16 protein-coding genes and 1 pseudogene are annotated in these 23450 nt (G+C 59.4%); 8 read left to right on the top strand and 9 right to left on the bottom strand.

All coding sequences use genetic code 11. From position 1 onward, the window contains the following. Positions 1–110: 110 nt before the first annotated feature. Positions 111–1346: a hypothetical protein gene (locus HB676_RS22320; RefSeq protein WP_213740417.1), complete on the top strand. Its 1236-nt coding sequence runs from the start codon at positions 111–113 to the stop codon at positions 1344–1346. A gap of 192 nt (positions 1347–1538) precedes the next feature. On the opposite strand, the gene HB676_RS22315 is transcribed toward HB676_RS22320, so the two are convergent. The 5 genes from HB676_RS22315 to HB676_RS22295 all read right to left on the bottom strand — a co-directional run bounded on the left by HB676_RS22315 (position 1539) and on the right by HB676_RS22295 (position 5831). Continuing rightward, a complete protein-coding gene (locus HB676_RS22315) occupies positions 1539–1886 on the bottom strand; it encodes a hypothetical protein (RefSeq protein ID WP_213740415.1) in 348 nt (115 codons plus the stop codon). A gap of 74 nt (positions 1887–1960) precedes the next feature. Further along, the gene (locus HB676_RS22310) at positions 1961–2299 is read right to left on the bottom strand and encodes a hypothetical protein (RefSeq protein WP_213740413.1); all 339 of its coding nucleotides are present in this window, start codon (positions 2297–2299) and stop codon (positions 1961–1963) included. A 69-nt stretch (positions 2300–2368) separates the two neighbouring features. Beyond that, on the bottom strand, positions 2369–2626 hold the full coding sequence (locus HB676_RS22305; protein WP_213740411.1) for a hypothetical protein: 258 nt from the start codon (positions 2624–2626) through the stop codon (positions 2369–2371). A gap of 368 nt (positions 2627–2994) precedes the next feature. Then, the gene (locus HB676_RS22300; protein ID WP_213740409.1) at positions 2995–3888 is read right to left on the bottom strand and encodes a hypothetical protein; all 894 of its coding nucleotides are present in this window, start codon (positions 3886–3888) and stop codon (positions 2995–2997) included. A 275-nt stretch (positions 3889–4163) separates the two neighbouring features. Continuing rightward, a complete protein-coding gene (locus HB676_RS22295) occupies positions 4164–5831 on the bottom strand; it encodes a DUF6538 domain-containing protein (protein WP_213740407.1) in 1668 nt (555 codons plus the stop codon). A 1156-nt stretch (positions 5832–6987) separates the two neighbouring features. Here HB676_RS22295 and HB676_RS22290 point away from each other — a divergent pair. Beyond that, on the top strand, positions 6988–8583 hold the full coding sequence (locus tag HB676_RS22290) for an autotransporter outer membrane beta-barrel domain-containing protein (protein WP_249780396.1): 1596 nt from the start codon (positions 6988–6990) through the stop codon (positions 8581–8583). A 135-nt stretch (positions 8584–8718) separates the two neighbouring features. Continuing rightward, a pseudogene (locus HB676_RS33905) lies at positions 8719–8865 on the top strand (invasion associated locus B family protein); the annotation flags it as partial. Positions 8866–9198: 333 nt separating this feature from the next. On the opposite strand, the gene HB676_RS22285 reads toward HB676_RS33905, so the two are convergent. Beyond that, entirely contained in the window at positions 9199–10575 is a 1377-nt protein-coding gene (locus HB676_RS22285) for a globin-coupled sensor protein (protein ID WP_213740405.1), read from the bottom strand. Between the two features lie 342 nt (positions 10576–10917). Here HB676_RS22285 and HB676_RS22280 point away from each other — a divergent pair, with 342 nt between their 5' ends. Next, complete coding sequence (locus HB676_RS22280; protein WP_249780395.1) at positions 10918–11631, top strand: Crp/Fnr family transcriptional regulator; 714 nt, start codon at positions 10918–10920, stop codon at positions 11629–11631. Between the two features lie 58 nt (positions 11632–11689). Here HB676_RS22280 and HB676_RS22275 read toward each other — a convergent pair whose 3' ends face one another. Continuing rightward, a complete protein-coding gene (locus HB676_RS22275; protein WP_213740403.1) occupies positions 11690–12700 on the bottom strand; it encodes a DUF2336 domain-containing protein in 1011 nt (336 codons plus the stop codon). Between the two features lie 67 nt (positions 12701–12767). Further along, positions 12768–14975: an EAL domain-containing protein gene (locus HB676_RS22270; protein WP_213740401.1), complete on the bottom strand. Its 2208-nt coding sequence runs from the start codon at positions 14973–14975 to the stop codon at positions 12768–12770. A 595-nt stretch (positions 14976–15570) separates the two neighbouring features. Here HB676_RS22270 and HB676_RS22265 point away from each other — a divergent pair. Beyond that, positions 15571–18222 (top strand): EAL domain-containing protein, encoded by a 2652-nt coding sequence (locus tag HB676_RS22265; RefSeq protein ID WP_213740399.1) that lies wholly within the window; start codon positions 15571–15573, stop codon positions 18220–18222. A gap of 303 nt (positions 18223–18525) precedes the next feature. Further along, positions 18526–19365 (top strand): universal stress protein, encoded by an 840-nt coding sequence (locus HB676_RS22260; RefSeq protein ID WP_213740397.1) that lies wholly within the window; start codon positions 18526–18528, stop codon positions 19363–19365. A gap of 114 nt (positions 19366–19479) precedes the next feature. Here the strand turns inward: HB676_RS22260 and HB676_RS22255 are convergent, their stop codons facing one another. Further along, complete coding sequence (locus HB676_RS22255; protein ID WP_213740395.1) at positions 19480–20283, bottom strand: helix-turn-helix domain-containing protein; 804 nt, start codon at positions 20281–20283, stop codon at positions 19480–19482. Between the two features lie 260 nt (positions 20284–20543). Here HB676_RS22255 and HB676_RS22250 point away from each other — a divergent pair, with 260 nt between their 5' ends. Then, on the top strand, positions 20544–21611 hold the full coding sequence (locus HB676_RS22250; RefSeq protein WP_213740393.1) for a PEP/pyruvate-binding domain-containing protein: 1068 nt from the start codon (positions 20544–20546) through the stop codon (positions 21609–21611). Between the two features lie 25 nt (positions 21612–21636). Then, positions 21637–23448 carry a PEP-utilizing enzyme gene (locus tag HB676_RS22245; RefSeq protein ID WP_213740391.1) on the top strand — a complete coding sequence of 604 codons (1812 nt, stop codon included), beginning with the start codon at positions 21637–21639 and terminating at the stop codon, positions 23446–23448. Positions 23449–23450 lie beyond the last annotated feature (2 nt).

The following is a 23450-nucleotide window of genomic DNA, read 5'->3' as shown; positions in this document are numbered from 1 at the left end:
TGCATGCAATCTCGCTCCCGAAGGAGTCGGATATGCTGCTTGGCGCAAAGATAGCCTCGACTAGTCGGCAAACCAAGGTTGCGGTGATCGGCCGTGGCGTGGCAGGGTTGATGGCCGCACTGGCCGTAGGACCGTCCGGAAGCCGTATCGAAATCTTCGATAAGGCAGGGGTCGACCGCGCCTCGCGCCTGCGAAAGCCGCTGCCACAGGATGTCTTCTGTCACGCTCTGCTTGCCGGCGGCACCATAGCCATCGAAACGTTGTGCCCGGGCATCGTCGCCAGACTCGTCGCCGCGGGCGCCCGGGCTTGCGATCCCCTGCAAGACGTCAGTTACGTGGAAGAGGGTGCTCGGACTCCCAAGCTGCGCTCGGAATACGAGATGCTGCTCGTGCAGCGTCCCACGATCGAGGCCGAATTGTGGGATCGCGTCCGGAGACTGCCGAACGTCGCTCTACAGGAAGCGAAGATCACCGATATCGTGCCATGCTCCGACGGACGGCTGACGTTGTCGGGCTGTCGCGAGCCGGTCTTCGATGCCGTCATCGATGCCTCGGGGCGGGAACGAAACTGGCCCGGACTGCAGGGTGTCAACCTTCCTTTCGAGCGTCTCGCCCAACAGGTCGGCATCGAAATCGTTTCGGCGCACTTTGCACTGCCGCCGGATCCGGATCGTCGCCCCGGGCTTCTCGTCTTCAACACACCGCCTCCACAGGGAAGACTGGGCGGGCAGGTGATGGTCTGCGACGAAGATACGGGCCAGATTTCGTTGGGATGGCGTTCGACGCGGAGAAACGTCCGAGAGATTCCGCTGTCGGCGTCCTTCTCGGCCTTCGCACCCGACGTCGCGGTGGAGATGGCGGGCGGGTGGCGGCAGATCTCCGATACGCACGGATATCGTTTCGGCGAAGCGTACTATCGTCGTGCGGCGAATGGTCGGACGATGAGCATCCCTTACTTCGCGATAGGCGACGCTCAAATGAAGACCAACCCCGCGTTCGGTCTGGGCGCTAGTGTCGCGGCGATATCGGCGCTCAAGCTGTGCAACGCGTTCTTCCGCCAGCAGGATGCGGTGGCCGCGGCGCGCACCTACGCCTTCGAGACGAGAAGACATCTCGATACGGCATGGTCGCTCAGCACCATGGTCGACGGACTCTATGCCGGCAATGCGGTTGGAGTACCGTGGGGAGCACTGAATTTCATGGTCGGTCGGCTCCGGTCTCGCTTCATTCGCACGCCGGCCCTCGCGAGGCGGATTATCCTGTCGACCCAGATGGTCGTTCACGACCGGACGTGGCTGAATCCTCTTTTCGTCGTTCCGGCGCGCGACTTCGAATTCCAGGGATGATCGTCCTGACGCCAGCCGGATGCAAACGGCAAGCTCTCAGGCAGGCCGCTTTTCCTCCTGGCGACCTCGCTGATCATCCACATGTCCTGCACCGTCGGCACCGGAGGGATGCTTGATCAGCAATCTGCCGTGCCTCGAGGCGAACCGCACCTAGGCCCTCAGAGCAGCCCACCGATCGGAGCGCGTCCGCAGTCAGCCACCTGCCTGGTCCTCTCCATTCCGCCCGGCAATCTGCTCTGCCCTGCACAGGGCCTTCAGCCGCGAAAACTCCCGCCATCCTTCCGGCGTGGGCGGCAGTCCCGCCTCGATCAGCCACTTGCGGATATGCCCCAAGACGTAACCCTTCGACTCCAGGATATGGAGCGGCGCCTCGCCCGCCTGATGGCGCGCGAAGTACTCCTCGACCTCGAAATTCTTGATCAGGAACGCCCTGAAGCCGGCGGCATTCGCGCGAGCGTATTTGAATCTGGCGACGAAGCGCTTCTCGTACTCGAGGTAGCCGCCGTAGAACGTGAACTTGGACTTGTCGAAGGACGTCATATCGACCTCTGTTGAATTGGCACGCGAACATCTGCGACGCGCACCATCGTGAGCGGAGACGCGGGCGGATCGCGTTAAGGCGGGCGGGGAGAATGATCGGCTGCCCACTCGCAGAACTGGATATGGATGGGCAGCGGCACGTAATATTCGTCGACGATGGCAGCCGGCAGACCGTCGCCGAACGCGATGCGCCTTTCCTGCCTCACGATGAGGCCCCGCTCGACGAGACGGGTGAGCGTCCCGACCGAGCAACGAGGCTTCAGGTTGATCGCGATCGCCTCGAAGGCCTTGGTCTCCGCCCTCATCAAGCCGTCGCAGGGATGACGTACCATCTTTAGATCAACTTTGTTCGTGAACCAGAAACGCTTGGTTGCCGATGGCACCACAAGCTCCGCCTCGGAGCCGTCTTCCACAACGAAGTCCTGAGCGGCGGCTGCTGCGCGTGGCTGTCGGCGAAAATAATCCGCGAGAGATCGGCTGCTCTACAGGAGCTTGACGCCATGTTGCGCGGCGAGCGCGGAGCCTTTGCGAGTGAAGCGGATCTGGTGATTGTCGCGGTCGACCTCGTCCACGAAGAGCAGGCCCAACTTCTTCAAATGCGTGAAGCGACCCTTGTCCTCATGCGAGAAGGGGATCAGACCCTCGATGGGCGGCGTTCCGTCCCAGTGCTTCGCCTCGCCGGCGACGTAGAGAAACAACTTCAGCGTGGTGGGACTCAATTCGGCGGAAACCTCTGTCATCTCAACTCCTCCCAATCAATACGAGCCTCTCTCGGCCTCTTATGACGCGAGGCAATTCGGCTTGTCGACGGGAAGATCGTGGTGCTCACAAGCTCGCCGATGGCACGACGGCTTCCCGACGACCATGATCAGCGATCGGGCTCTCGTCGGCAGGGAGGCCCGCCAGTTACGCAAGGTCACGAAGCCCCGACGGATTTGTCGCATCCGGCGCTGCGCCGTTCCACGCCGGTCCGCTCCGACGTAGGGGCCATCGCGTTTTCTGTGGAGAACAATTAGAGGAGGTCGTCGGGCGGTCTGTCCATGCGCCGCCCGCCATGGCCTTGAGAAACTACCGTACATCTCGAGACCATCGCCACAGACGAAGGGAGTTAGGGGGTCGGTAGGCAATTCGATGCCTGCTCAAAACCCGAACTCGGCGTAGGTGTTTCGGCGAAGTATCGCTGCAGCGCGACCTGGTATGAGTCATGGAAGGCGGGGTCGGTAGCCGCATCGATGACCTGATCGACCACGGCCTCTTCAACGGCATAACTGGCTTCGGGGGGGATGACGCAGGTTCGGCTTACGCGGCAGTTGGTGCGTTCGTCCTGGAGAACCATGCGTACCATTCTTCCGTGGTCTGCGGTTTCGCGAGGCAGCAGGTATCTCGTTCCAGCCTCCTGGATTCCGATATGAAATGGGGTCTCGAACCAGAGACTTTTGCCGTCCGCCGGTCGGACGAAGCGCCAGGTCAGGATCGTCGCACTGTCCCTCCGCGCGACCGCGACCCGGACCTTGCCGGTTTCGAAGGTCTCGATTTCGCGAACGCTCGGCTTCGAGAGTTCGGCAAGAACCACCATGCTTTGCGGCGAAACATTTCCTCCTATGAAAATCACGGCTGCACCGTTTGCTCCGGCTCCGGGCACGGCAAGACCTGTGTGTTGGCCTACAGCGAACTGGCCATCTGCCGCGCCGATGAACGGAGCGAGATAGCGGATGCGAGCCCTCAGTTCGTCCACGGACGAGCGCGCCGGGCCCTCATCGCGTTCCGGGCCCGAGCTTCCGACCACCACGCCGAACCCAGGAAGTGCTTCGCCCTTGTCGAGCGCGAAATGCGCGTCGAACCGACCCAACGCGTCCTCGTTGACGTACAAGACGTCTCCATTGCGGAGCCGGGTGACATACTGGATGCGTCCATGGACGACGTCCTGAATGCCCTTCAAGGATTTCGGAATGTCTCTTTCGACGATGTCGTGCCGATATGGATCGATGACCAGAACTCTCATTTCATTCTCCCAAATTTACCTGACGTCCTGCTGCAGTCTTTTCGGTAGCGGCGAACATCCGGCGCCAGACCATTCCGTTTCCGGCCGCATGCCGTGACTCCGAAGGTCTATCTCGGAGCGCAGCAAGCTCCAACGGTCGCCTGATCGAAGCCTTGTTTCGCGCGCCTATAGACGTCGAACGCCGCTCGCCGGATATTTCTCCCCGTCTGCCGCGACCAGCGCCCGTCTTCCGGTCGCGTCGAGGTTTGAAAAGTCCGGTCATCCAGCCGATGGCCCTATCCACGCGGTGCGCGTGCCGCCTTGCGCTTCTGCTTCTCGGCCTTCGCGAGGGCGACGTCGAAGTCGGCGCGCCGGCGCCGCTTGTGCGGGACGGGCGGGTGGTTCAAGGCCTCGATCTCGTAGCGCGGATACTTCTCGATCTCAGCCGCCATCGTCTCGATCCAGGGCTCCCCGTAGTCGTTGCCTGCGTTCGAATCCTTGGGGCGGTGGCCGGTGATGAATCCCTCGACCTCGCGGTCCATCTGCACGTGTCGCGCCACGCTCTTGAACAAATGGCGCCAGCCGTGATTCGGCTTCACGTCGTAGGCAATGCCAAGCCCGTGCACCCAAGTGCAGATCCGTTCCGCGACCTTGTGGAATTGCGGGTGCCTCACGGTCCCGTCCCGGCGGCGCTCCGGATCGTAGAACAGCGGTTTCTTCAGTTTGGCGCGGGCCGCTACGTAGTCGAGGAAGCGCTGCCCCTCGGCTCCCTGCTCGATGATGTGAGAGTGGATCGGGACGACGCGCCAGGTCTTCGTCTTCTCCAGCGACGGCTTGATCCTCATCGCCCAGAGCTTGATCCCGTAGGGCACGATGTCCTCCGGCCGGAGACTGGTCAGCTCGTTGACCCGGGCGCCGCTATAGGCGCACAGCCATGGCAGCCAACGACGGGCAGCGGCCATCTCGATCGAGATGTACTCGCTCGGCGCCACGAGCGTGGCCGTCAGGATCTTCCTGGCTTCCTGCGGGGTGAAGGCCTTCCGTGGCGGGGCCTGTTCCGGCTGCTGCTCCCCCTGGTCGGCTTCGGACTCGTCCCTGTCGCGGACGCGGATCCCGAGAAACGGATTCTGGTCGAGCTTGCGCCGTTCGACCAGAAATCCAGCGGTGGCGGAAAGCGCCGCGATCCAGACCTTGCGGATGCTGTCGCGGGCGACGTCCTTCTCGATCAGGCGGTCGACCCAGTCGTAGCCGTCGGACGTCTTCATCTTCTTGAGGTCGCGGTGACCGACGAAGTCGCAGAACTCCTTCACCTTCGAGCGCCAGCGCGTCGCGGTGCGTCCGGCGCTGCCGCCTCTCAGGCCGCCTTTCGCGGCGTATTCCTCGAAGCCGGCGACGAAGTCGAGCGCCGGCGTGGTCCGCTCCGGAATCTTGGTCAGATCCGCGATCCTGTCGTAATCGCCGACCCGGGCATGCTCGACGTCCGAGGCGGCTTCCCGTCTCGCCTGGATCAGGAGCGGGACGAGACGCTCGACGTTGCCGGGCGAGGCCTCGTAGCCGCCGCTCTCCAGCAGGTCGACGGCGTCGAGCAGCAGCGATTCCTCGTCGCCGCCCGACGACATCCTGAGCCTGGCGAAGCCGGTCGGCGGTTCGGGCATCCAACGGTTGCGGATCCGCAGGTGCTCGTCGCGACGCAGGGCATGGAGGTCCTGATGGGTGAGCTTGAAGGGCTCGGGCACGAGCGGCGCCTCGGACTCCGGCATCCGGACCGCGGTGGCGCGGAGGCGGGCCCAGTCGGCCTCGATGGCGGCGTTGACGGCGCCGATCTTGATGTTGGCCTGCCGCTCGTCCTTGGTGCCGAGGCTGGCCCAGATCTCGGTCTTGCCGACCAGGGGACGCAGGTCGAGCGGGACCTTCTTGCGGATCCAATAGAAATCAGACGTCGGTCGGGTGATGGGGGTAGGCATCCTGAAACTCGGCATGGTGGAGCACCTCGGTGTAGCACCGGCCGATCAAGAACCGCTTGATTTGAAGGATAAACTTGTAAAGAAGGGGATTCCGGGCCCAGAAGGGGCTGAGTCCCACTCTCTCCGCCATACAGGACGAAAAGTCTTTGTTTCCCAGCGCTTCCTGAAACTGGCTGTTCTATGGCCCATATCCGGGCCATGCTTTCGATCGCACGAGAACGAACCTTCTAGCCGTATCTACCTTACCAATCTGCAGGTGCTGCTCGTGGGCACAAGGCCGAAAAGAGCGCACTATTCGTAAAATAGCCGGTCGAGTTCGACCCGTTGGAAGTTTCTCCGGTTCCCAAATCTTTCAGGAGGTAGCGGGCGTGTGATTCTCCATCGTCTTTGTCTCGCTCAGGATTGGCGCCGAGAAATGCATATCGGTTACCAAAAAAGTCGGTGAATTCTTTAGTCGTGCAATTTGCTTGTATTTCAGATTTTAGCGTTGATGCATACCGAGCCATCTCAGACAAGCAGCCTTTCGTTACCTTGCCATTGTGGGCTTCACAGTAGGGGTGCGCTACCGACTGGAACATAGGCGCGATGCAACTCCCCGGTCATCGGATTACGTAAAGCGATCTCGCGACACGACATATCGAAAAATTCTTTCCAGCCGAGGCGCCAAGGCCCCTCGGGCTCGTTCCAGGAAGTGCTGTCGCTCGCCTTATGCTGCCAGTGGGGCGTGTTCTCTACCGGCATGACGGCGGTGAGCATACGCGCGCGCGAGACATACCAATCAACTTGCAGAAATAGTCATCATCGTCGGTCTGATGTTCTGCGCCGACCTCGGCGCAGCCGGGAGAGAGTTGCATGGTGTGTTTGCAATCGCCTTCAACGACATGTCGTGGCCCTGCTTAACTTTCGTTGTGAGTCAAGGCGCGATTGTGCATTTCGCGAAAAAATCGGTGGATGACCTCCTTCGGCTGGAACTATCTCATGGAACCGGGAACTCAATGCCTTTACCGTTTACTCCACGACTCGGTTCGAGTCGTGGAGTGGCGTGGGGGCGTCTGTGGGAATGCTGAGTGTGGCTTGTGGTTCTGCAGGTCTTCGTAAGGTTGCTTGTGGGAATTGGGGACGACGCAGCGGAATCGGAATTGCAGCCGCTTTCGGATTGATCGTTGCGACGCCAAGCGCGGCTTTGGCATCCGCGGGATGTACCGCGCTCCGGGGTTCAGCGGTCGGCGGCTTGATCAGCGGCAATACAAGCGGAACGGGTTTTTCCGCTGGCGATGTCATCACGGTGTCGTTGACCGGGTTCGGTGCGTTCACCAGCATAGGCCTCCAGAACACGACGGCGGGTGCCGTGCTGATTACGGACGCCCCTGTCCAGGGTGCCCGGACCTATACGGTCCCTGCCAATACGACTGCGACATTCACGGTCATCGGCGGGCTGACCGATCCCTCGCCCAGCTACACGTGGAGCTGTGTGTCGGCTGCTGGCAGCACCGGCGGCAACGATAGCCAGAAGCTGACCTCGGTGCAGACGCAGGGGTCGACGGTGGTGTCGAGCACGTCGGGCTCGAATATCAGCGGTTCGGTCAACAGCGCGATCGATTCGTCATTGAGCGGAACGGCGTCTACGGGCGGATCGTCCGGCACGTCATCGGTCACCATGAGCCGCGAGGAATTTGCCGAGCAATATGCGAGTGCGCAACTACATGGTGTCAAACCCAGCGGTCGCGACGACCGCAGTTTGCCAGCGAGTCTCGTGGCTGGCTACTATAGCAAATATGATGAGGGGCTGGCGTTATACGACAGCATGATCGCCAAGGGGCAGGTGCCGGTTGTCGACGAGACCGCTAGACTAGGCTTCAAGTTCGTGTCCGCGACTTCGCTGAGTTTTGCCGAAGACCGCTCGCCCGTCGCCCGTCGCGCCGATGAAGCCTTTGCTTCGCTCGGCTATGTCGCTTTCACCAAAGCGCCGCGCAAGCCTTCGGTGTTCGCGTCGCAGTGGAGCACATGGGCCGATGTTCGCGGCTCCGGCTTCGATCGATCGGATACCCGCGCGCTCAACGGGACGCAGATAAACGCCACCGGCGGCATCACCTACCGGCTTCGTTCCGATCTCGTTGTCGGCGCCTTCGCCGGCTACGAGAACTTCAACTACGACATCGCATCGCTCACCGGCAACCTGAAAGGGAATGGCGGTACCATTGGCAGCTATGCCGGCTGGCAGGTCACGCCGACCTTGCGTTGGAAGGGCATGATCGGGTGGACCGGCCTCGGCTATGATGCTTCCGCGGGAACGGCGGCCGGCAGTTTCGATGGTTCGCGCTGGTTGGTTTCGACCGGTCTGACGGGTAGCCACCGCGTTGCGGCTTTCATTCTCGAACCGTCGGTGGATGTCTTCGCTCTGTGGGAGCATCAGACCGGATACACCGATACGCTCGGTGCCTTGCATGACGCGCGGAATTTTTCCACCGGCCGCGTTGCACTAGGGGGACGGGCACTCGCCCCGATGCCGGGCTGGTCCGGAGTTACGCCGTATCTCGGCTTCTATGGCGACTGGCGGTTCTCGACAAACAATAGCGTGCCCGTGGGCGTGGCCTTTGTCGGTCTCAGCGATGGCTGGTCGGGCCGGGTCACCGGCGGTGTCAATGTGCCGATCGCAGGTGGCGGCACTGTGGCGCTCGGCGGCGAATATGGTGGTCTCGGCGCGAATTACGGCGTCTGGACTGCAAATGCGCGGTTGAACTGGCCGTTCTGATTGGGAGACATCGAGATCGTGGCCTTCAGCCACTCCAATTGGAGTGGCTGAATCCGCCGCCACAGCCATCTCGGCGGCATCAATCCCGGGCGTTTGAAAGCGCCGCAGCGTGAGGTTCGGCTTTGTCCACCAGACCAGTAGCAGTCCAATACGCAGAACAATCAGGCGGTCCTCACCGTCTAATTTCGCAATGGCGCCGACGGTCGACTCGATGGTGCGCTGCTGATGCCGTTCGGTCTTGCGCTGGCCAAGGGCGTGACGCTGAAGATCGACGACGCTGCAATTGGCGGATTGCGCCTTCGGCGTGGCCATTTCCTGAACGCGGACGACTGCGCATGGTAGATGATGATCTGTAGGGAGGCGGGTCACCCTCTCCGCCATACCGGACGAAAGTTCTTATTTCTCAACTGTTCCTGACGCGGGCGGTTTGATGGCCCATGCTTCCGATTGGACGGAAAACGAGCTTTTGGCCGCGCCTTCAGTTGGCAGCCTTGCGCATTATTCGGCAATGGCTTTCACGTATCGCGAATGGACCCAGCCGTCACGACACGGTCCGGTATAGGCTTGTTGTGTTGACCAATTTGTTCTGACACCGGCGCTGTTCAGTTGTCTGCCTCAAGCAGCCCGGATTGCACTGAAAAAATCCTCGATCTGACTGCGGAGCGTGTCTGATTGTTGCGAGAGTTCGTTGGCTGCTGACAATAGCGAGGTTGCGGTGTGGCCAGTTTCGCTCGCGACCTGGCTTACTTCGCTGACATTACGCGAAACCTCCCGGGTGCCTCGCGCAGCTTCCTGGATATTGCGCGCAATTTCGGCGGTCGCGGTGCCTTGTTCCTCGACAGCCGCCGCCGTGGCTGCCGCGATCTCGTTCACCGTTGCGATGGTCGCGCCAATCCCCTGTATTGAACTGACGGATTCCTTGGTCGCCTCCTGAATGGCAAGAATCTGCCGGCTGATCTCCTCGGTTGCCATTGCAGTTTGAGCGGCGAGCGCTTTAACCTCCTGTGCAACTACAGCAAAGCCCCTGCCGGCTTCGCCTGCCCGTGCCGCCTCGATCGTTGCATTGAGGGCGAGCAGATTGGTTTGCCCTGCGACCGACGATATCAACTTGACGACGTCTCCGATTCGCTGCGCCGCCTCCGCGAGGCTTTGCATCGTGGCGCCGGACCGATCGGCCTGCGCAACCGCATCGCGCGTAGCCTTGGTGGTCTCGGTGACTTGGCGGCAAATTTCATTGACTGAGGACGTCAGTTCCTCGGTTGCAGCGGCGACGGCCTGTACATTTTCAGACGCTTCTTCCGACGCAGCAGCGACGGACGTCGCCTGGTAGGTTGACTTCTCGGCGCTTGCCGCCAGAGCATTGGCGACGCCTTGCAGTTGAGCCCCCGATCCGCTGACGGCCTTGAGCACCACCTTCATTTGGCCATCGAACTCGTCGATCGCTGCGGCAATTTTGCTCTGCTGACTTTGACGCTCCGCGAGCATCGCCTCCTGGTAGACAGAAATCGCGATATCCATGTCCAGCATCACGGCGCAGTTCAGCGCCGTCAGAACGTCCGAGAGATGCTCTCGCTTCCAGCGATATTTGTCGGTGGCAAGGACCGCAAGGCGGCTCAGGACGAAATTGTAGCCGCCGATGTACCAGCGCGGCTCCAACCCGATCTTGTTATGAATAAGCCCGATCGTGCGAACGCCCTGCAGATATTCGTTGTCGAAGCGGCCGTTGAAAAGCCGGCGCCAGTGCGACCCCTGCGCAGACTTGAGGCGCGGAATATCACTGCCGATGATGCGTGCGAGCTGAGGCTCTCTGGTGATATGTTGATAGAAGCCCTCTAAAATATCCGGCAATCCCGGTTCTACGGTCGTCCATAATTCACGTAACAATTCGCCGGTTCGGTCATCAATGCGCATAAATCGCATTCGGATCTCGCGATCACGAGCGGCATCGATCGCTCCAGCCTCCGTCGTCAACGCGGATGCAGTTGCAGCCATCTCTTGTCCTCCAGTTGCATCTCGGCGGGCGACAACTAACGAGCGACAGTTCGCAAAACAGCAATGACAAACTCAAATTTTCCGCCGTTATATTCTCCAAGTACTGCTTTGCTTTTTATCGATGTTACGTTAACGGGCAGCAGGCCTGGCTTAATGCAGATTGTTAATCTCCATCAAGTTTCGGCAGAAAACAGCGCTCATATTGCCTGGTGGGACACCGCGGGAATGTTTTTTTCCTGTCCGGCGTCAGAGCCGGCGCGTCATGAAAAACTTATTGGAAAAATTTCCGTAATCTGCGTTACTTATTTCGGTCGTTTGTTAATTTACGGATAAGAGTACTTGATGCGGATGAGCTGGCCCTGCGTAACGTGTCCAAATCGAAAACTTGGATTTTGTGGCGCGCTATTAAAGTCCTCCGAAGAGACCCAATCAGAACAACAACCGAATTGGCAGCACTACCGGTCAGCCCGCCCGGGTGAGCAGATCATCGTGCGCAATCAAGCCGCGGAGGATGTATTCGTGCTGTGCGATGGCTGGGCGTTTCGGTTCTTTCAGCTATCGAACGGCCGGAGGCAGATACTGAATTTCCTGCTGCCTGGAGATCTTTTCTCCACCGCTACGGTATTTGAAGAGCGGCCCAATTTCTCTGCGCAGGCCTTGACAGAAGCGCGGCTCAGCGGATTTAGCCGCAGCGAAGTCCAGGCAAGATGCGTCGCTGATCTCCGAATGATCCGGGCTCTCGCCAAATTGAGCGTTGCCGAGATTTATATGGCGGATGAATTGGTGATTGCGCTCGGTCAACGGTCAGCCGAAGAGCGCGTTGCTTATCTATTCCTGCACCTCATGCAGCGAATTGCGGCCCGAAGCGTGATACGCGAGCAGCGCTACCATTTGCCGCTGCGCCAGCAGCACATCGCCGACGCGGTCGGACTTACACCGGTTCACGTTAGCCGCGTGATAGGTCATTTTCGGGATCAAGGCATTATCGAGTTATCTTCAGGCGTCCTTCAGGTTTTCAATCTCGAGAAGTTGAGACGTATCGGATCTCTGGATTAGCCGATCGGTTGCCTCCGCATTGCATTAATTCATTGCGGTTTGACCGCGTGAATTTTGATTATTTGGAGCGCTGTATCATTGCGCGCGCCCGCAGCCGATAAAAGCTGACAGCTTTTTTCGCCGTTTCCACCCTTAGCCGTATGAAAGTTTCGAAAGATATGTCGTGTTTCTGCACCGAATTTCGCTTCCTGTTTTGAAGCATGAGAATTGCTTTTGTCGTATCCCACGACATCTCCTCGGCTCTTGCCAGAACGATGATCTGGTCTGAACGCTCGTTTCCGAATGCTCGCTCAACCAGGCTGATTGGCAGATCGCTAATATGCGATAGCGCAATGACGGCCTCATCGAACTGCATGTTATTCGCGAATTCGGCCAACATGGATTCGCCGAGTTCGCCGGTCTCATACAGAGTCCTGACACGAAAATGTGCCATCGCATGGCGGGCGGAGGTTTCTCGTGTCCGCGCTTGAATTCGGCTTGAGGCCGCTGCCACTGTTTCCGCGACCAATGCGGCCTTGCATGGCTCCTTTATGGTCAACTGAAGTTTCACCGATTCCGAGGCTTCGGCGAGCAGTTTCAGAAACTGTTGCCTGGGAATCTCCGGGCGCATCCAGGAGAGCACGGTAAATTCGTCGTTTCCTGTGGGCCGCTGAACCGCCGTGGAACAGCCGAATTCAGAGAGCGCCGCGCCGTAATCCCCGGCCGAGTTCAAGATAATGTCATTATTTCCCCGCTCATCGAGAGTATCGGTAACGGGCCCGACGGGCGTTCGGCGCAATGAGATTGCAGGACTGACCGGATCGTCCGGAGCCGGCCGGCGAACGATATTTTGCGAGGCGTCGGGAAATGTTGCCAGGCGGTCGCCGAAGGCGGCGCGCGCTGTGACGTCAATTTCATCGAGGAGCCGGTCCAGGACTTCGTCGAACAGTTCCATCTGTTCGTCGGACAGCTTGCAGGATGTCACCACAAGCCTGTCCGTCACCTGCCTCAGCATCTTGGCGCGGTGGCCGATGTTATTACTTGAAACGACATCTTCCAGTTCCTCAATCAGGCTATCATGCGCGTTCACGATGATGATCTCCCTTTCTGGTGATCAGTTGTCGAAAGCGGCTTCCTTCAGGATGGCCTGGCTGCGATCAAGCAGCCTCTCGTGCCTGTGCTGTTCGCTCCAGCGTCGGAAAATTGATCTCGGCCATGGGGCTCGGCCGGCCGAACAAGTAGCCTTGAACCTGATCGACTCCGGCCGCCCGCAATAGTTCGAATTGCTCGTTCGTTTCGACGCCCTCGGCAGTCACAGCGATATCCAGACCGCGGGCGAGAGAGAGAACCGAGGCTATGACCGCCGCACAATCGACGCGGCTTGATAATCCTTGCGTGAATGATTTGTCGATCTTGATCTTGTCGAACGGAAACATCGTCAGGTAACTAAGTGAAGCATAGCCCGTTCCGAAATCGTCGAGTACGATCGTCACGCCGATATTCTTGAGCTGCTGAATGATAACGCTGTGGCTTTGCTTGTTCTGCAACAGGAGGGTTTCCGTGATCTCCAGTTCCAGTCTTTCGGGAGGCAGCCCGGATTCCACCAGCGCACATAATATGACGTCAAACAGCGTTCCGCTTCGGAATTGCGCCACGGATAGATTGACCGCAACCTTGATGGTGTCTGGCCATGACGCTGCATCAAGGCACGCTCTCTCAAGGATCCATTGCCCAAGCGGCTCCATAAGGCCGGTCTCTTCGGCCAGCCAGATGAAGCGATCCGGCGACATCAGGCCCATAACTGGATGGCGCCACCGTACCAGAGCTTCTACGCCACACGGTTGCGATGTCTTGGCGTCAAATACCGGTTGATAGTGCAGTTCGAATTCGCTTCTGGACAATGCCGCGCGCATGTCGCTGATGAGCTGGAGCCGAGATGTGGATTCCTTGCTCAGTTCTTCGTCGAAGAAACTGAAATTGTTGCGCCCCTCGGCTTTTGCCCGATAGAGAGCGAGATCCGCCCGCTTCAACAGCTCTCCGCTATCCGATCCGTTGTCCGTAGCGAGCGCGATACCGATGCTCGTCCCAATCGTCACATGATGACCGTCCAGATCAAAAGGCTCCGAAACGGTCTCAAGCAGTCTTGCCGCAAGAGCAACGGCACCTTCGCGCTGGTCCGTTTCGCCGGACTGGACAATGGCAAATTCGTCGCCGCCCAACCTCGCCACGAATTCAGTTTCGCGCAAAGACCGCTTCAGGCGATGTGCCAGCTCGGCGAGCAGCCGGTCTCCGGTTGAGTGTCCAAGCGTATCGTTGACGTACTTGAATCCGTCGAGATCCAACAGGAAGATGGTGAAAATGTCTCCGCCCCGGCGCAGACAGGCGGAAGCCTCGTCCATCCTTTCCAGCAAAGCCGAGCGATTGGCTATACCGGTCAGGGAGTCATGCCGGGCCGCATAGGAAATCCGGGCCTCTGCTGACTTTCGCGATGTGATGTCAATACGAATTGCGATATATGCGATCGGTTTACCGTTCAAACCGAGCTGCGCGGTGATAACCGTATCGACCCAATAGAGTGAGCCATCCTTCGCCCTGTTGCATAATTCGCCGCGCCAAACCTCACACCCCGCGATCTGCCGATACATATCGCGGAACATGGCTTCGGGATGGTGGCCTGAATTCAACAAGCGATGGTTTTGTCCAAGTAACTCTTCCCGGCTATATCCACTGATCTTGCAGAAATTATCATTCGCATAGGTGATGCGCCCGTGCACGTCTGTGACAGCGACGATAACCGACTGATCGATAGCAAACTGCATCTCGATCAGCTCTTGCCGGGTGACGTCGGCCCACGCTTCCGTCATGCGAATATCAGTGATGTCCTGATGAACTTCGATCAACCCCCCACTCGAAATCGGCTGTCGGCTGATCGCATACACATCTCCGTTGCCCAGCTCATTGACGATATAACTGGGATGAGGCGAAGCCGCTCCCGCCAGACAGTCCTCCTGATATCTTTCGGCATTCTGCGGACAGAAGCCCGCGCTAATGTGGGCATTGACGATATCGGTCAGCTTCGCACCAGGTTTTATCTGTCCTGGAGTAAGACCGTACATTTCGCCATAGTGTTTGTTGCTGACGATGATGCCCCCGTTCGATTCGAACATGCACACTCCGTGCGGCATGCTTTCAAGAACGGTCTGAAGCAACATGTTCGAGCGCGCGAGCGAGGATGCGCTCAGGGCAAGTTGTTGCGTTTTTACGATACGAATGATGATTGCGATCAATGCCACGATGGTCAGCGGAGCGCCGATCCAGGTCAGGGCGGTGGCGCTTGCTTCCGGGAAATTGCCGAACGGTGACAAATGAGCGGCTCCGCGATTGCAAAGGTCGGCTTCTGCCGGACCAATGACACAGGGTTGCAGCCGCAAGTTGATAGCGCCTTTGATTTAAGGCTCTGGTCGGGTGCATTGATGCAGGTTGTCAATCTGTGTTGCAGGGGGTGCGTGCTACGATGGCGACAAGGGCCGGTATGGCAGTCCGGGCGTCCGGCGTCAGGTTTGCAAAGCGGCCAAGATTGCCGGCAAGTAAGGATATGCGCCGGCGCATGGTCCGACGCCGTATCCGTTCGCCAAATGCCCGTTTAGCGGGCGCCGGCATCGATGATCGGGCCCGGTAGCGCAATCACCGATACGTCAGCAGCAGCATCTGCAATCTGGACCGCTGCCGGGACGTCCCGGGTGTTCGGTTCCTTATTGGAATTTTAAGGACATTATACACTTGATGTGCCGTTCAGGACCGCGAAACGGCTCAGCCACCGATGCCACATTATGCTCGCTAATACTTTTTGCTCGCTGATATTTTGTCGCCTTTCACCGCGGGCTGATCATACTCCTCCTTATCCTGGTGCGCGGTTGGCAAAGATGCTTGCCGGCCGATCGATACCTATGGGTCGTTACGATGCATACCGATAGTTACAATTCCGGAGAGACGCCGGAATTCCTTCTGGCGGCGCTTGAGCAGGCAATCGATGCTGTCGTGATCATCGATAGCAATAACAATGTCACCCATTTCAATGCGGCCGCGGAGCGGTTGTGGGGGTATTCTCGCGACGAAGTGCTCGGCCGCAATGTCAGTTGCCTCGTGCCGGCGCATATCCAGGCGCACCACAACGGATACATCGAGGCGAACCGCGCGACCGGCGTCAACCGTATCGTCGGGACGAGCCGCGAAGTAAAGATCACCCGCAAGGACGGCGTTGAGATCTGGGGAGCGTTGTCGATGTCGCGCGTCGCGATCGACAACGAGATCATCTATATGGGGTTCGTTCGCGATGTCACCGTGGAGGTGCGGCAGCGGGAAGCGCTGGCGCTCCATGCGTTGGTCGCCGCCAGAACCACGCGGATGGTCATCGTAACCGACCATGAACGGCGGATCGCGTACGGCAACGAAGCATTCTTCAGGGTTTTCGGATACACCGCGTCGGAGTCGATCGGCCGACTACCGAGTGAGCTGCTCGCCGGCAGATATACCGATCAGGCGACGCTGGAACGGCTGCGCCGCCAGACCGAGCTTGGCAATGATGTGGAAGAGGAAATCCTGGTCTATACCAAGGCCGGCAGCGAGATCTGGGTATCGGCTGCGATCAGCGCGGTGAGCGACGGACAAGGCAAGCTCAAAAACCTCGTGATGCTGCTTACCGATATCACCGAAGGCAAGCAGTTGCAGTCGTTGCAGCGCCACGTGCTCGAGGCGCTCGCCCTTGAAACTCCGATCCGTGACGTCTTCGACATGCTGTGCCGCAGGGTGGAGATCATCGCGCCCGACGTCGTATCGTCGGTGTTGCGGGTCGATGGCGATGGCTTGGTTCATCCTTTAGCCGGTCCGAATCTTCCGGCCGGCTATTGCCTGGCGCTTGACGGCCTTGCGATCGGTCCGGACGTCGGCTCATGCGGAGCGGCCGCGGCCCTCGGCGTCCCTGTTCTGGCGCAGGACATCGCTACCGATTCGCGATGGCTGCCCTACAAGGATATGCCGCTCGCGGCCGGCCTGCGGGCGTGCTGGTCTTCGCCGATCAAGGCGAGAGACGGTCGCGTGATCGGAACTTTCGCGTTCTATTTCAGGGAGGCGCGCGCACCTAACCATTGGCATCAGAAGATCGTCGACGCCTGCGTTCATCTCTGCGCGCTGGCCATCGAGCGGGAGGAGTCCCGCAACCAGATTGCGCGCCTCGCCTACCATGACATGCTGACAGGATTGCCCAACCGCGCGCATCTGCGCCAACTGACCGAGCAGGCGATCGAGGATTGCCCGGCCGACGAGCACATTGCGTTGATCTTCATTGATCTTGACCACTTCAAGGACGTGAACGACACGCTCGGACATTCGGTCGGCGACGAATTGCTGGTCGGCGTCACCCAACGCCTGATGGGCCAGACCCGGCCAGGGGATGTGCTCAGCCGATTGGGTGGCGACGAATTCATCCTGATGTTGTCGAACTGCGATGCCGAGGGCGCCGCGACGATCGCGCGCCGCATTACTGACGTGCTGGCGGTCCCGATGCGTCTCGGCGGCCGCACGGTGCCGGTCTCGGCCAGCATGGGGATCAGCGTCTATCCGGACAATGCGACGGATATCGATTCGCTGATGAAGCATGCCGATGCCGCGATGTACAAGGCCAAGCAGGCCGGCCGGTCCACTCACCGCGTGTTCACCGTCGATATGAACGTAATGGCCGAGCAGCGGCTGACTTACGTCACAGCGCTGCGGAGCGCCATCGCACAAGGCCATCTGAAGCTGCACTATCAGCCCCAGATCAGAACCGACGGAGGCGCGCTGTACGGCGTCGAAGCGCTGGCGCGCTGGTACGATCCGGTATTAGGCGAGGTTCCGCCGTCGAAGTTTATTCCGCTTGCGGAAGAGTGCGGGCTGATCGAACAGATCGGTATCTGGTCGATGCGTGAGGCGTGCCGGCAGATCGCGCTCTGGCGCAATGCGGGGCTGGACGTCCCCTGCGTGTCGGTCAATCTGTCGCCGCTCAACTTTCACAATGCGAATCTCGCGACAGTGGTGGCCGGCGCGATCCAGGAGAATGGCCTGTCGCCCGAGACCCTGATGCTCGAGATCACCGAGGGGGTAATTCTGGACGAGAATTCGGCTGCGGTCCGGACCATGGATGAGGTCCGGAAACTCGGCGTCGGGCTCTCGCTGGACGATTTCGGCACCGGATATTCAAGCCTTAGCCGGCTTGCGCATTTGCCGATCCGCGAGCTCAAGATCGACCGCAGCTTCATGAATAATATCGAGACCGATGCCGGCGCGCGGGCGATCACCACCGCGGTGATTCGCGTCGGCCAGAGTCTGAAGATGAGCGTAGTGGCCGAGGGTGTCGAGACCGAGGGCCAGCGCCGGTTGCTGGCGGAACTCGGATGCGACGTCGTCCAGGGATTTCTGCACGCCCCGGCCTTGGCGCCCGTCGATTTCGAGCGATGGCTGATCCAGCATTGCGTCGCGCAAGCATACGCTCTGCTAAGGGAGGTCGGCCGGTCCTTATCAACGACCCGGCTGCCAGAGAGGACTCTCTCGCGCGTCCCCGCCAGCCAGTCAGGCTAGCAGCGCTGTCTCGTCTAGCATTTAGCGGGGTCTCGCGCGCTTGAAGCTATCCCAAGGCAACGTTGCTTTGGACGACTCTTCCTTGATTCGAATTTCGTCCGGCGGCTTGATTCAAATCAACGGCGATCGACCAATTGGAAATTAGGCTCTCAAAGAGTTAGCGATTGGGACTGAACATGCCGGCGAAGGTGCAGTTCTTCGTTGAGGCGCTCAAGGTGACGATCCGAACGTCTGTTGGCTTCCCAGAAGGCGAGGTTGGGTTCGACCTTTGCCAGCCCCGATCGTGACATGAGAGAATTTTCAATGTCGCTAAAAACGATAGCTGTCTTCATCGATCCGTCGGCGGTCGGCGAGGCGCGTGCCGCCTATGCCGTTAAACTGGCGCTCCATCACGGATCGCACCTGATAGGAATCTTCGTGGTGCCGATGGGGTGGGACGGCAATCCGTCGGAATCTTTCGTTCGAGGGAAAGCGGCGATCCGGCAACTCGTCGAACGCCATGCGGCGGTTGAATCGGCCGCGACGAACGCTGCCAGCCAGAGCTTTTCGGCGGTCTCAACCCGTGAGGACATTAGCTTCGAGTTCCGTTTCCTCCGTCATGGTGAAGCCAACGAGGGTGCTGCGCTGAATGCACTGCATTCCGATCTGGTGATCGTCGGTGGCCCACAATTGGGTGGATTGCCGCGCGAGTGGTCGGCGGAAACACTTCTGCTGGCCACCGGCGTGCCCTTTCTCTTGTTGCCGGAGCGTTGGACTGGCCCCGCCGCCGAGCACGTTATCGTCGCGTGGAATGCCAGCCGTGAGGCGCGGCGCGCGGTCGCCGATGCGCTTCCCCTTCTCGTCGGTGCACGTTCCGTTACCATCCTGGTGGTGGATCCCCAGAAGAACTCCCGTCATGGCGAGGAGCCCGGCGCGGACGTGGCTCTCTATCTATCGCGTCATGGAGCCAAGGTAGTTGTCGAACGGGTCCAGTCCAATGGCGGGCAGGTAGCTGACGCCATCCTTGGCTTTGCGAAGCGCCACAATAGTGATCTGATTGTTGTCGGCGCTTATAGCCATGCGCGAACAACTGAGATGATCTTTGGCGGTGTGACCCGATGTTTGCTGCGGGACACTACCGTTCCGTTACTGATCTCACATTGAGGTTGCGACAAGCGGCTATTCCAGCCGAATCCTCCGTGGACGAGATTCCATGCTATCACTCTGAACAGAGTCCAGCGAGGGCTCAGGGCCGGGAGAGTTTTCACGCGAACAGAATCACGCTGTCATTCGCTTGCTGATGGACCCAGCGGCTTCGTTCAGCTGCGGGAGAAAGCGCTCGATAATGATGGGCACAGTGGCGACCCTGGCGATCCAGGTGAGATTGACGCATCCGACGACTTCGTCGCCGGCATAGACTGGAACCGCGATGGAATTCCGGCCGTCATTTACCTGATTTCTGGGAAGGTCGTAGTCACCGCCAAAATCCCGATCGCGAACGCCGCATCCGCGAGCACGTACGTCGGCGAGCACCCTGTCAAGCTTGGCCGCGTTGTGCGCCAGCGCATCGCCTGGACGGCCGCTTTTCCGCAAACGCGCAAGAATTGCGGCTCTTTCCTTCGGCGAACAATAAGCGAGGTAGCATCGCCCCGAGGCTGAACGCAACATGTTCACGTTGAACGAGCCAACGGGGTTTGGAGAGATAATATAGTCAAAATCGGACATCGGCCGGTTGGATTCAATCGTCACCATATGATCCAGCCGCGGACTCAGCAAAGCTGATGGCCAGCGAACACGCTTGCAGAGGTCCGCCAAAATCGGTGCCGCGACTTCTGCAAGATGGGTTTCCTCGTCAAATACTCTGGCTCGCTTTGAAAATGTATAGCTCGGGACATAAGCGCCATCAGCGATCCGCTGCCAGACAAGTTCACTCCCGATCAGGGTTTTGAGAATTCGCAGCAGTGTCGCCTTTGGCAGCCTCGTAGCCAGATGCAGATCGTTCAGGCTCACCGCCTTCGACTCCTGAATGATCCGCAGGACGTCTAATCCTCGATCCAGGGCGCGTATTGTTTTTGTGCTCATGCGGTAGGCCGCGATGTTTGCCCCAGTGAAAGCCTGGTCCTCCTGGCGGGGACCGCGCTGGTTGCCGCCGCGCGGGATCCGCCACAAAGCCTGTGTTTGGGCCCGAACCCTTTACCCGCCCCTTGATAACACCGTTTCACCTGGTGAAACAGAGGTAGAGTCAGCCAAACAAACGTTCTGAAAGGTGTAAGAGTCGCTCCAACGAGACAAAAACCGGCCGGAAACGCGACAAGATGGGTGTCCAGGAAGGCGACCAATACGTGATCGCATTCGAGCAGGCGTCAAACCGCGACGTTTCGCTCATCGGTGGAAAGTGCGCCGGGCTGGCTTCACTTATAGCAGCCGGCGCGACAGTCCCGCCTGGTTTTGCGGTGACGACCCAAGCTTACCTTGAAACACTGGCCGCGCGTAACCTCGGCAGCGAGATTCAGACGCGGGTCGGAGCGGCCCCCTCGAACGAGGTCGGAGCGCAAGCCAGGATCGCGAGCGAAATCCGGGAACTGATCAGGTCGGAAGCAATTCCCGGTCGCATCACCGACGCAATTCGATTTGGCTATGACAAGCTCTGCGCCCGGGCCGGCGGCGATTTGCCGGTGGCTGTACGCTCTTCCGGCACCTCCGAAGACATGCCTGACGCCAGTTTCGCGGGCCAGGGCGACACATATTTATGGACGGTAGGTGCAAACGCCGTCGTCGATCGGGTTCGGGATTGTTGGGCGAGCCTGTTCACTGCGCGCGCGATGGCGTATCGCGACAAACATAACCTCGTCCATCTCGATCAGGCCATGGCCGTGGGGGTTCAGCAAATGGTCGATGCCCGCGCTGCGGGCGTCGCCATGAGTCTCGACCCCTCGAATGGCGATCGGTCCAAGATTGTCATCGAATCCGTATGGGGATTGGGTGAGCCGCTGGTCTCCGGCCTGGCGACGCCGGATTACTTCGTCGTGGACAAGGTCTTGCTGGAGCCCATCAAGCGGGTCGTTGCCAGCAAACCCACCGAACTCGTGGCCGATATCGCCAATCAAACGACTGTCTTGCGTGAGGTGGAGGAAGCCCGGCGGAACGTGGCGAGCCTCACCGAAGCGCAAATCCGTGCCGTCGCACGTGTCGTCAAAGCGGTCGATCGCTCCTTCGGTGCGCCGCAGGATGTCGAATGGGCAATCGATCCGCAAAAGACCGAAGATGAGGGCGTCGTCCTGCTTCAGTGCCGGCCGGAGACAGTGTGGAGCAAAAAAGCATGTAGCCCGGTGCTGTCCAAAAGCTACGCGCCCGGAATTGAGGGTGTGCTGAGCACCTTGATGGCGCCTTTGGCATTGCGGAAACAATGATCATAAAAAAACCGGGGGAGACGACATGAACGCGCAGGCAAAATTCCCGAGTCCCTACGAGCAGAAGGCGCCAAAAGGCGCCGAGAATTGGCGTGATCTCTATCCGTATTATTCGTTGTTTCAGGAGGAGCGGAGGAAGGACGACGAAAAACAGTTTTGGTTCTGTGACGCCCAGCACTGGCCGACGCCATTCCGGCCGTTCGACACCATCATGACCGACTATGCGGTCAAGTGCCTGGGTCAATACAACACGCGTCATTTGCTCGTGCCTCCGGCCAATGGCGTCGATTACCGGATACACAATGGTTATCTCTATTTGAGCCCGATCGCGGTCGCGCCCGAGAAGATTCCCGAACGCGTGCCGCATTTTCTCGAACGCGCGGGCTTCTATTTTCAGAACTGGAACAAGCTGCTGGATAACTGGCACGTCAAGGTGCGCGGTGTCATCGATGCGTTGGAAGCACTCCGGTATGAACAATTACCGGACATGGTTCCGAAAGAATGGGTGTTTGAAGGGCGTGGCCTCGACAACACTTACTACCTGATGGAAAATTACGAATCCGCGTTGCAGCTTTGTTACAAGGCCTGGCAGTATCATTTCGAGTTTCTCAATCTGGGTTACGCGGCCTATCTCGATTTCTTTGGTTTCTGCAAAGAGCAATTCCCGAGTATTCCGGATCAAGCCATCGCCCGGATGGTCCAGGGCATCGACGTCGATCTGTTTCGGCCCGACGACGAACTCAAGAAGCTTGCCCATCTGGCTGTTGAGACCGGCGTTGACACGGCGCTGATGAGCGGCTCAGTCGAGCAGGCCCTTGGTGCGGTCGCCGCACTCCCCAAGGGCAAGCAGTGGCTTGAAGCCTGGACCGCTGCGCAGAACCCGTGGTTCAACTTTACCTCGGGGAACGGTTTCTACTCATCCGACAAATATTGGATCGAGCACCTCGATATTCCGCTCGGGTACATACGGAACTACATCGTTCAACTCAGGAAGGGCGTCACGATCGAGCGGCCGACCGCGCAAGTGGCCGCCGAGCGCGAGCGCATTACCAAGGAATATGCGGAGCTTTTGAACCAAGAGGTGCGGCCGGTTTTCGAACAAAAGCTCGGCCTTGCACGTACGGTTTTCCCTTACGTCGAAAATCACAATTTTTACATCGAGCATTGGTCGCTTGGCGTATTCTGGCGAAAGATGCGGGAGCTGAACCGGCTCTTCATCACGGCCGGCTTTTGGTCGGACCCGGAAGGGCTGTTCTTTCTAAGTCGCAATGAAGTCCGGGACGCGCTGTGGGACTACTGCTCCGCGTGGGCGGTGGGAGGCGCCCCGACTGGGCCCCATTTTTGGCCGCAGCGGATCGCGCAGCGGAGAAAGACCATGGATGCCCTGGCCCAACATCGGCCCGAGCCGGCTCTCAACGAGCCGCCTGCGGTCGTAACCGAGCCTTTCACCATCATGCTGTGGGGCATCACCACCGACCGCATCTCCGTCTGGTTGAAAGGTCCGGCCGATAGCTCGCGGCTTGAGGGAATGGGGGCGTCGCCTGGGGTCGTTGAAGGTCTGGCGCGCGTTATTCGCTCGCCCGACGAACTCGATCAGATCCGGGACGGCGAGATTCTCGTTGCACCGGTCACCGCGCCCAGTTGGGCCCCGGTTTTCAGCAAGATCAGCGCCACCGTAACCGACATCGGCGGGATGATGTCGCACGCGGCCATTGTGTGCCGCGAATATGGACTTCCCGCCGTCACTGCGACCGGCTCGGCGAGCGCGGTGATCAAAACCGGCCAAAGACTGCGGGTCGATGGCACCGCCGGCACGGTCGAAGTGCTGGCGAACTGAGT

The organism is Bradyrhizobium sp. dw_411 (assembly GCF_018449695.1).
GTDB lineage: Bacteria > Pseudomonadota > Alphaproteobacteria > Rhizobiales > Xanthobacteraceae > Bradyrhizobium.
Note: the sequence above shows the minus strand (reverse complement) of the source record. Positions and strands in the feature narration are given on the sequence as shown.

What these genes read in the sequence shown, in the direction of transcription:
- HB676_RS22245 (WP_213740391.1), top strand. Translation starts at nt 21,637, where the DNA reads ATGAACGCGCAGGCAAAATTCCCGAGTCCCTACGAGCAGAAGGCGCCA.
- HB676_RS22315 (WP_213740415.1), bottom strand. Translation starts at nt 1,886, where the DNA reads ATGACGTCCTTCGACAAGTCCAAGTTCACGTTCTACGGCGGCTACCTC.
- HB676_RS22280 (WP_249780395.1), top strand. Translation starts at nt 10,918, where the DNA reads ATGCGGATGAGCTGGCCCTGCGTAACGTGTCCAAATCGAAAACTTGGA.
- HB676_RS22295 (WP_213740407.1), bottom strand. Translation starts at nt 5,831, where the DNA reads ATGCCTACCCCCATCACCCGACCGACGTCTGATTTCTATTGGATCCGC.
- HB676_RS22285 (WP_213740405.1), bottom strand. Translation starts at nt 10,575, where the DNA reads ATGGCTGCAACTGCATCCGCGTTGACGACGGAGGCTGGAGCGATCGAT.
- HB676_RS22260 (WP_213740397.1), top strand. Translation starts at nt 18,526, where the DNA reads ATGTCGCTAAAAACGATAGCTGTCTTCATCGATCCGTCGGCGGTCGGC.
- HB676_RS22320 (WP_213740417.1), top strand. Translation starts at nt 111, where the DNA reads ATGGCCGCACTGGCCGTAGGACCGTCCGGAAGCCGTATCGAAATCTTC.
- HB676_RS22300 (WP_213740409.1), bottom strand. Translation starts at nt 3,888, where the DNA reads ATGAGAGTTCTGGTCATCGATCCATATCGGCACGACATCGTCGAAAGA.
- HB676_RS22255 (WP_213740395.1), bottom strand. Translation starts at nt 20,283, where the DNA reads ATGAGCACAAAAACAATACGCGCCCTGGATCGAGGATTAGACGTCCTG.
- HB676_RS22265 (WP_213740399.1), top strand. Translation starts at nt 15,571, where the DNA reads ATGCATACCGATAGTTACAATTCCGGAGAGACGCCGGAATTCCTTCTG.
- HB676_RS22305 (WP_213740411.1), bottom strand. Translation starts at nt 2,626, where the DNA reads ATGACAGAGGTTTCCGCCGAATTGAGTCCCACCACGCTGAAGTTGTTT.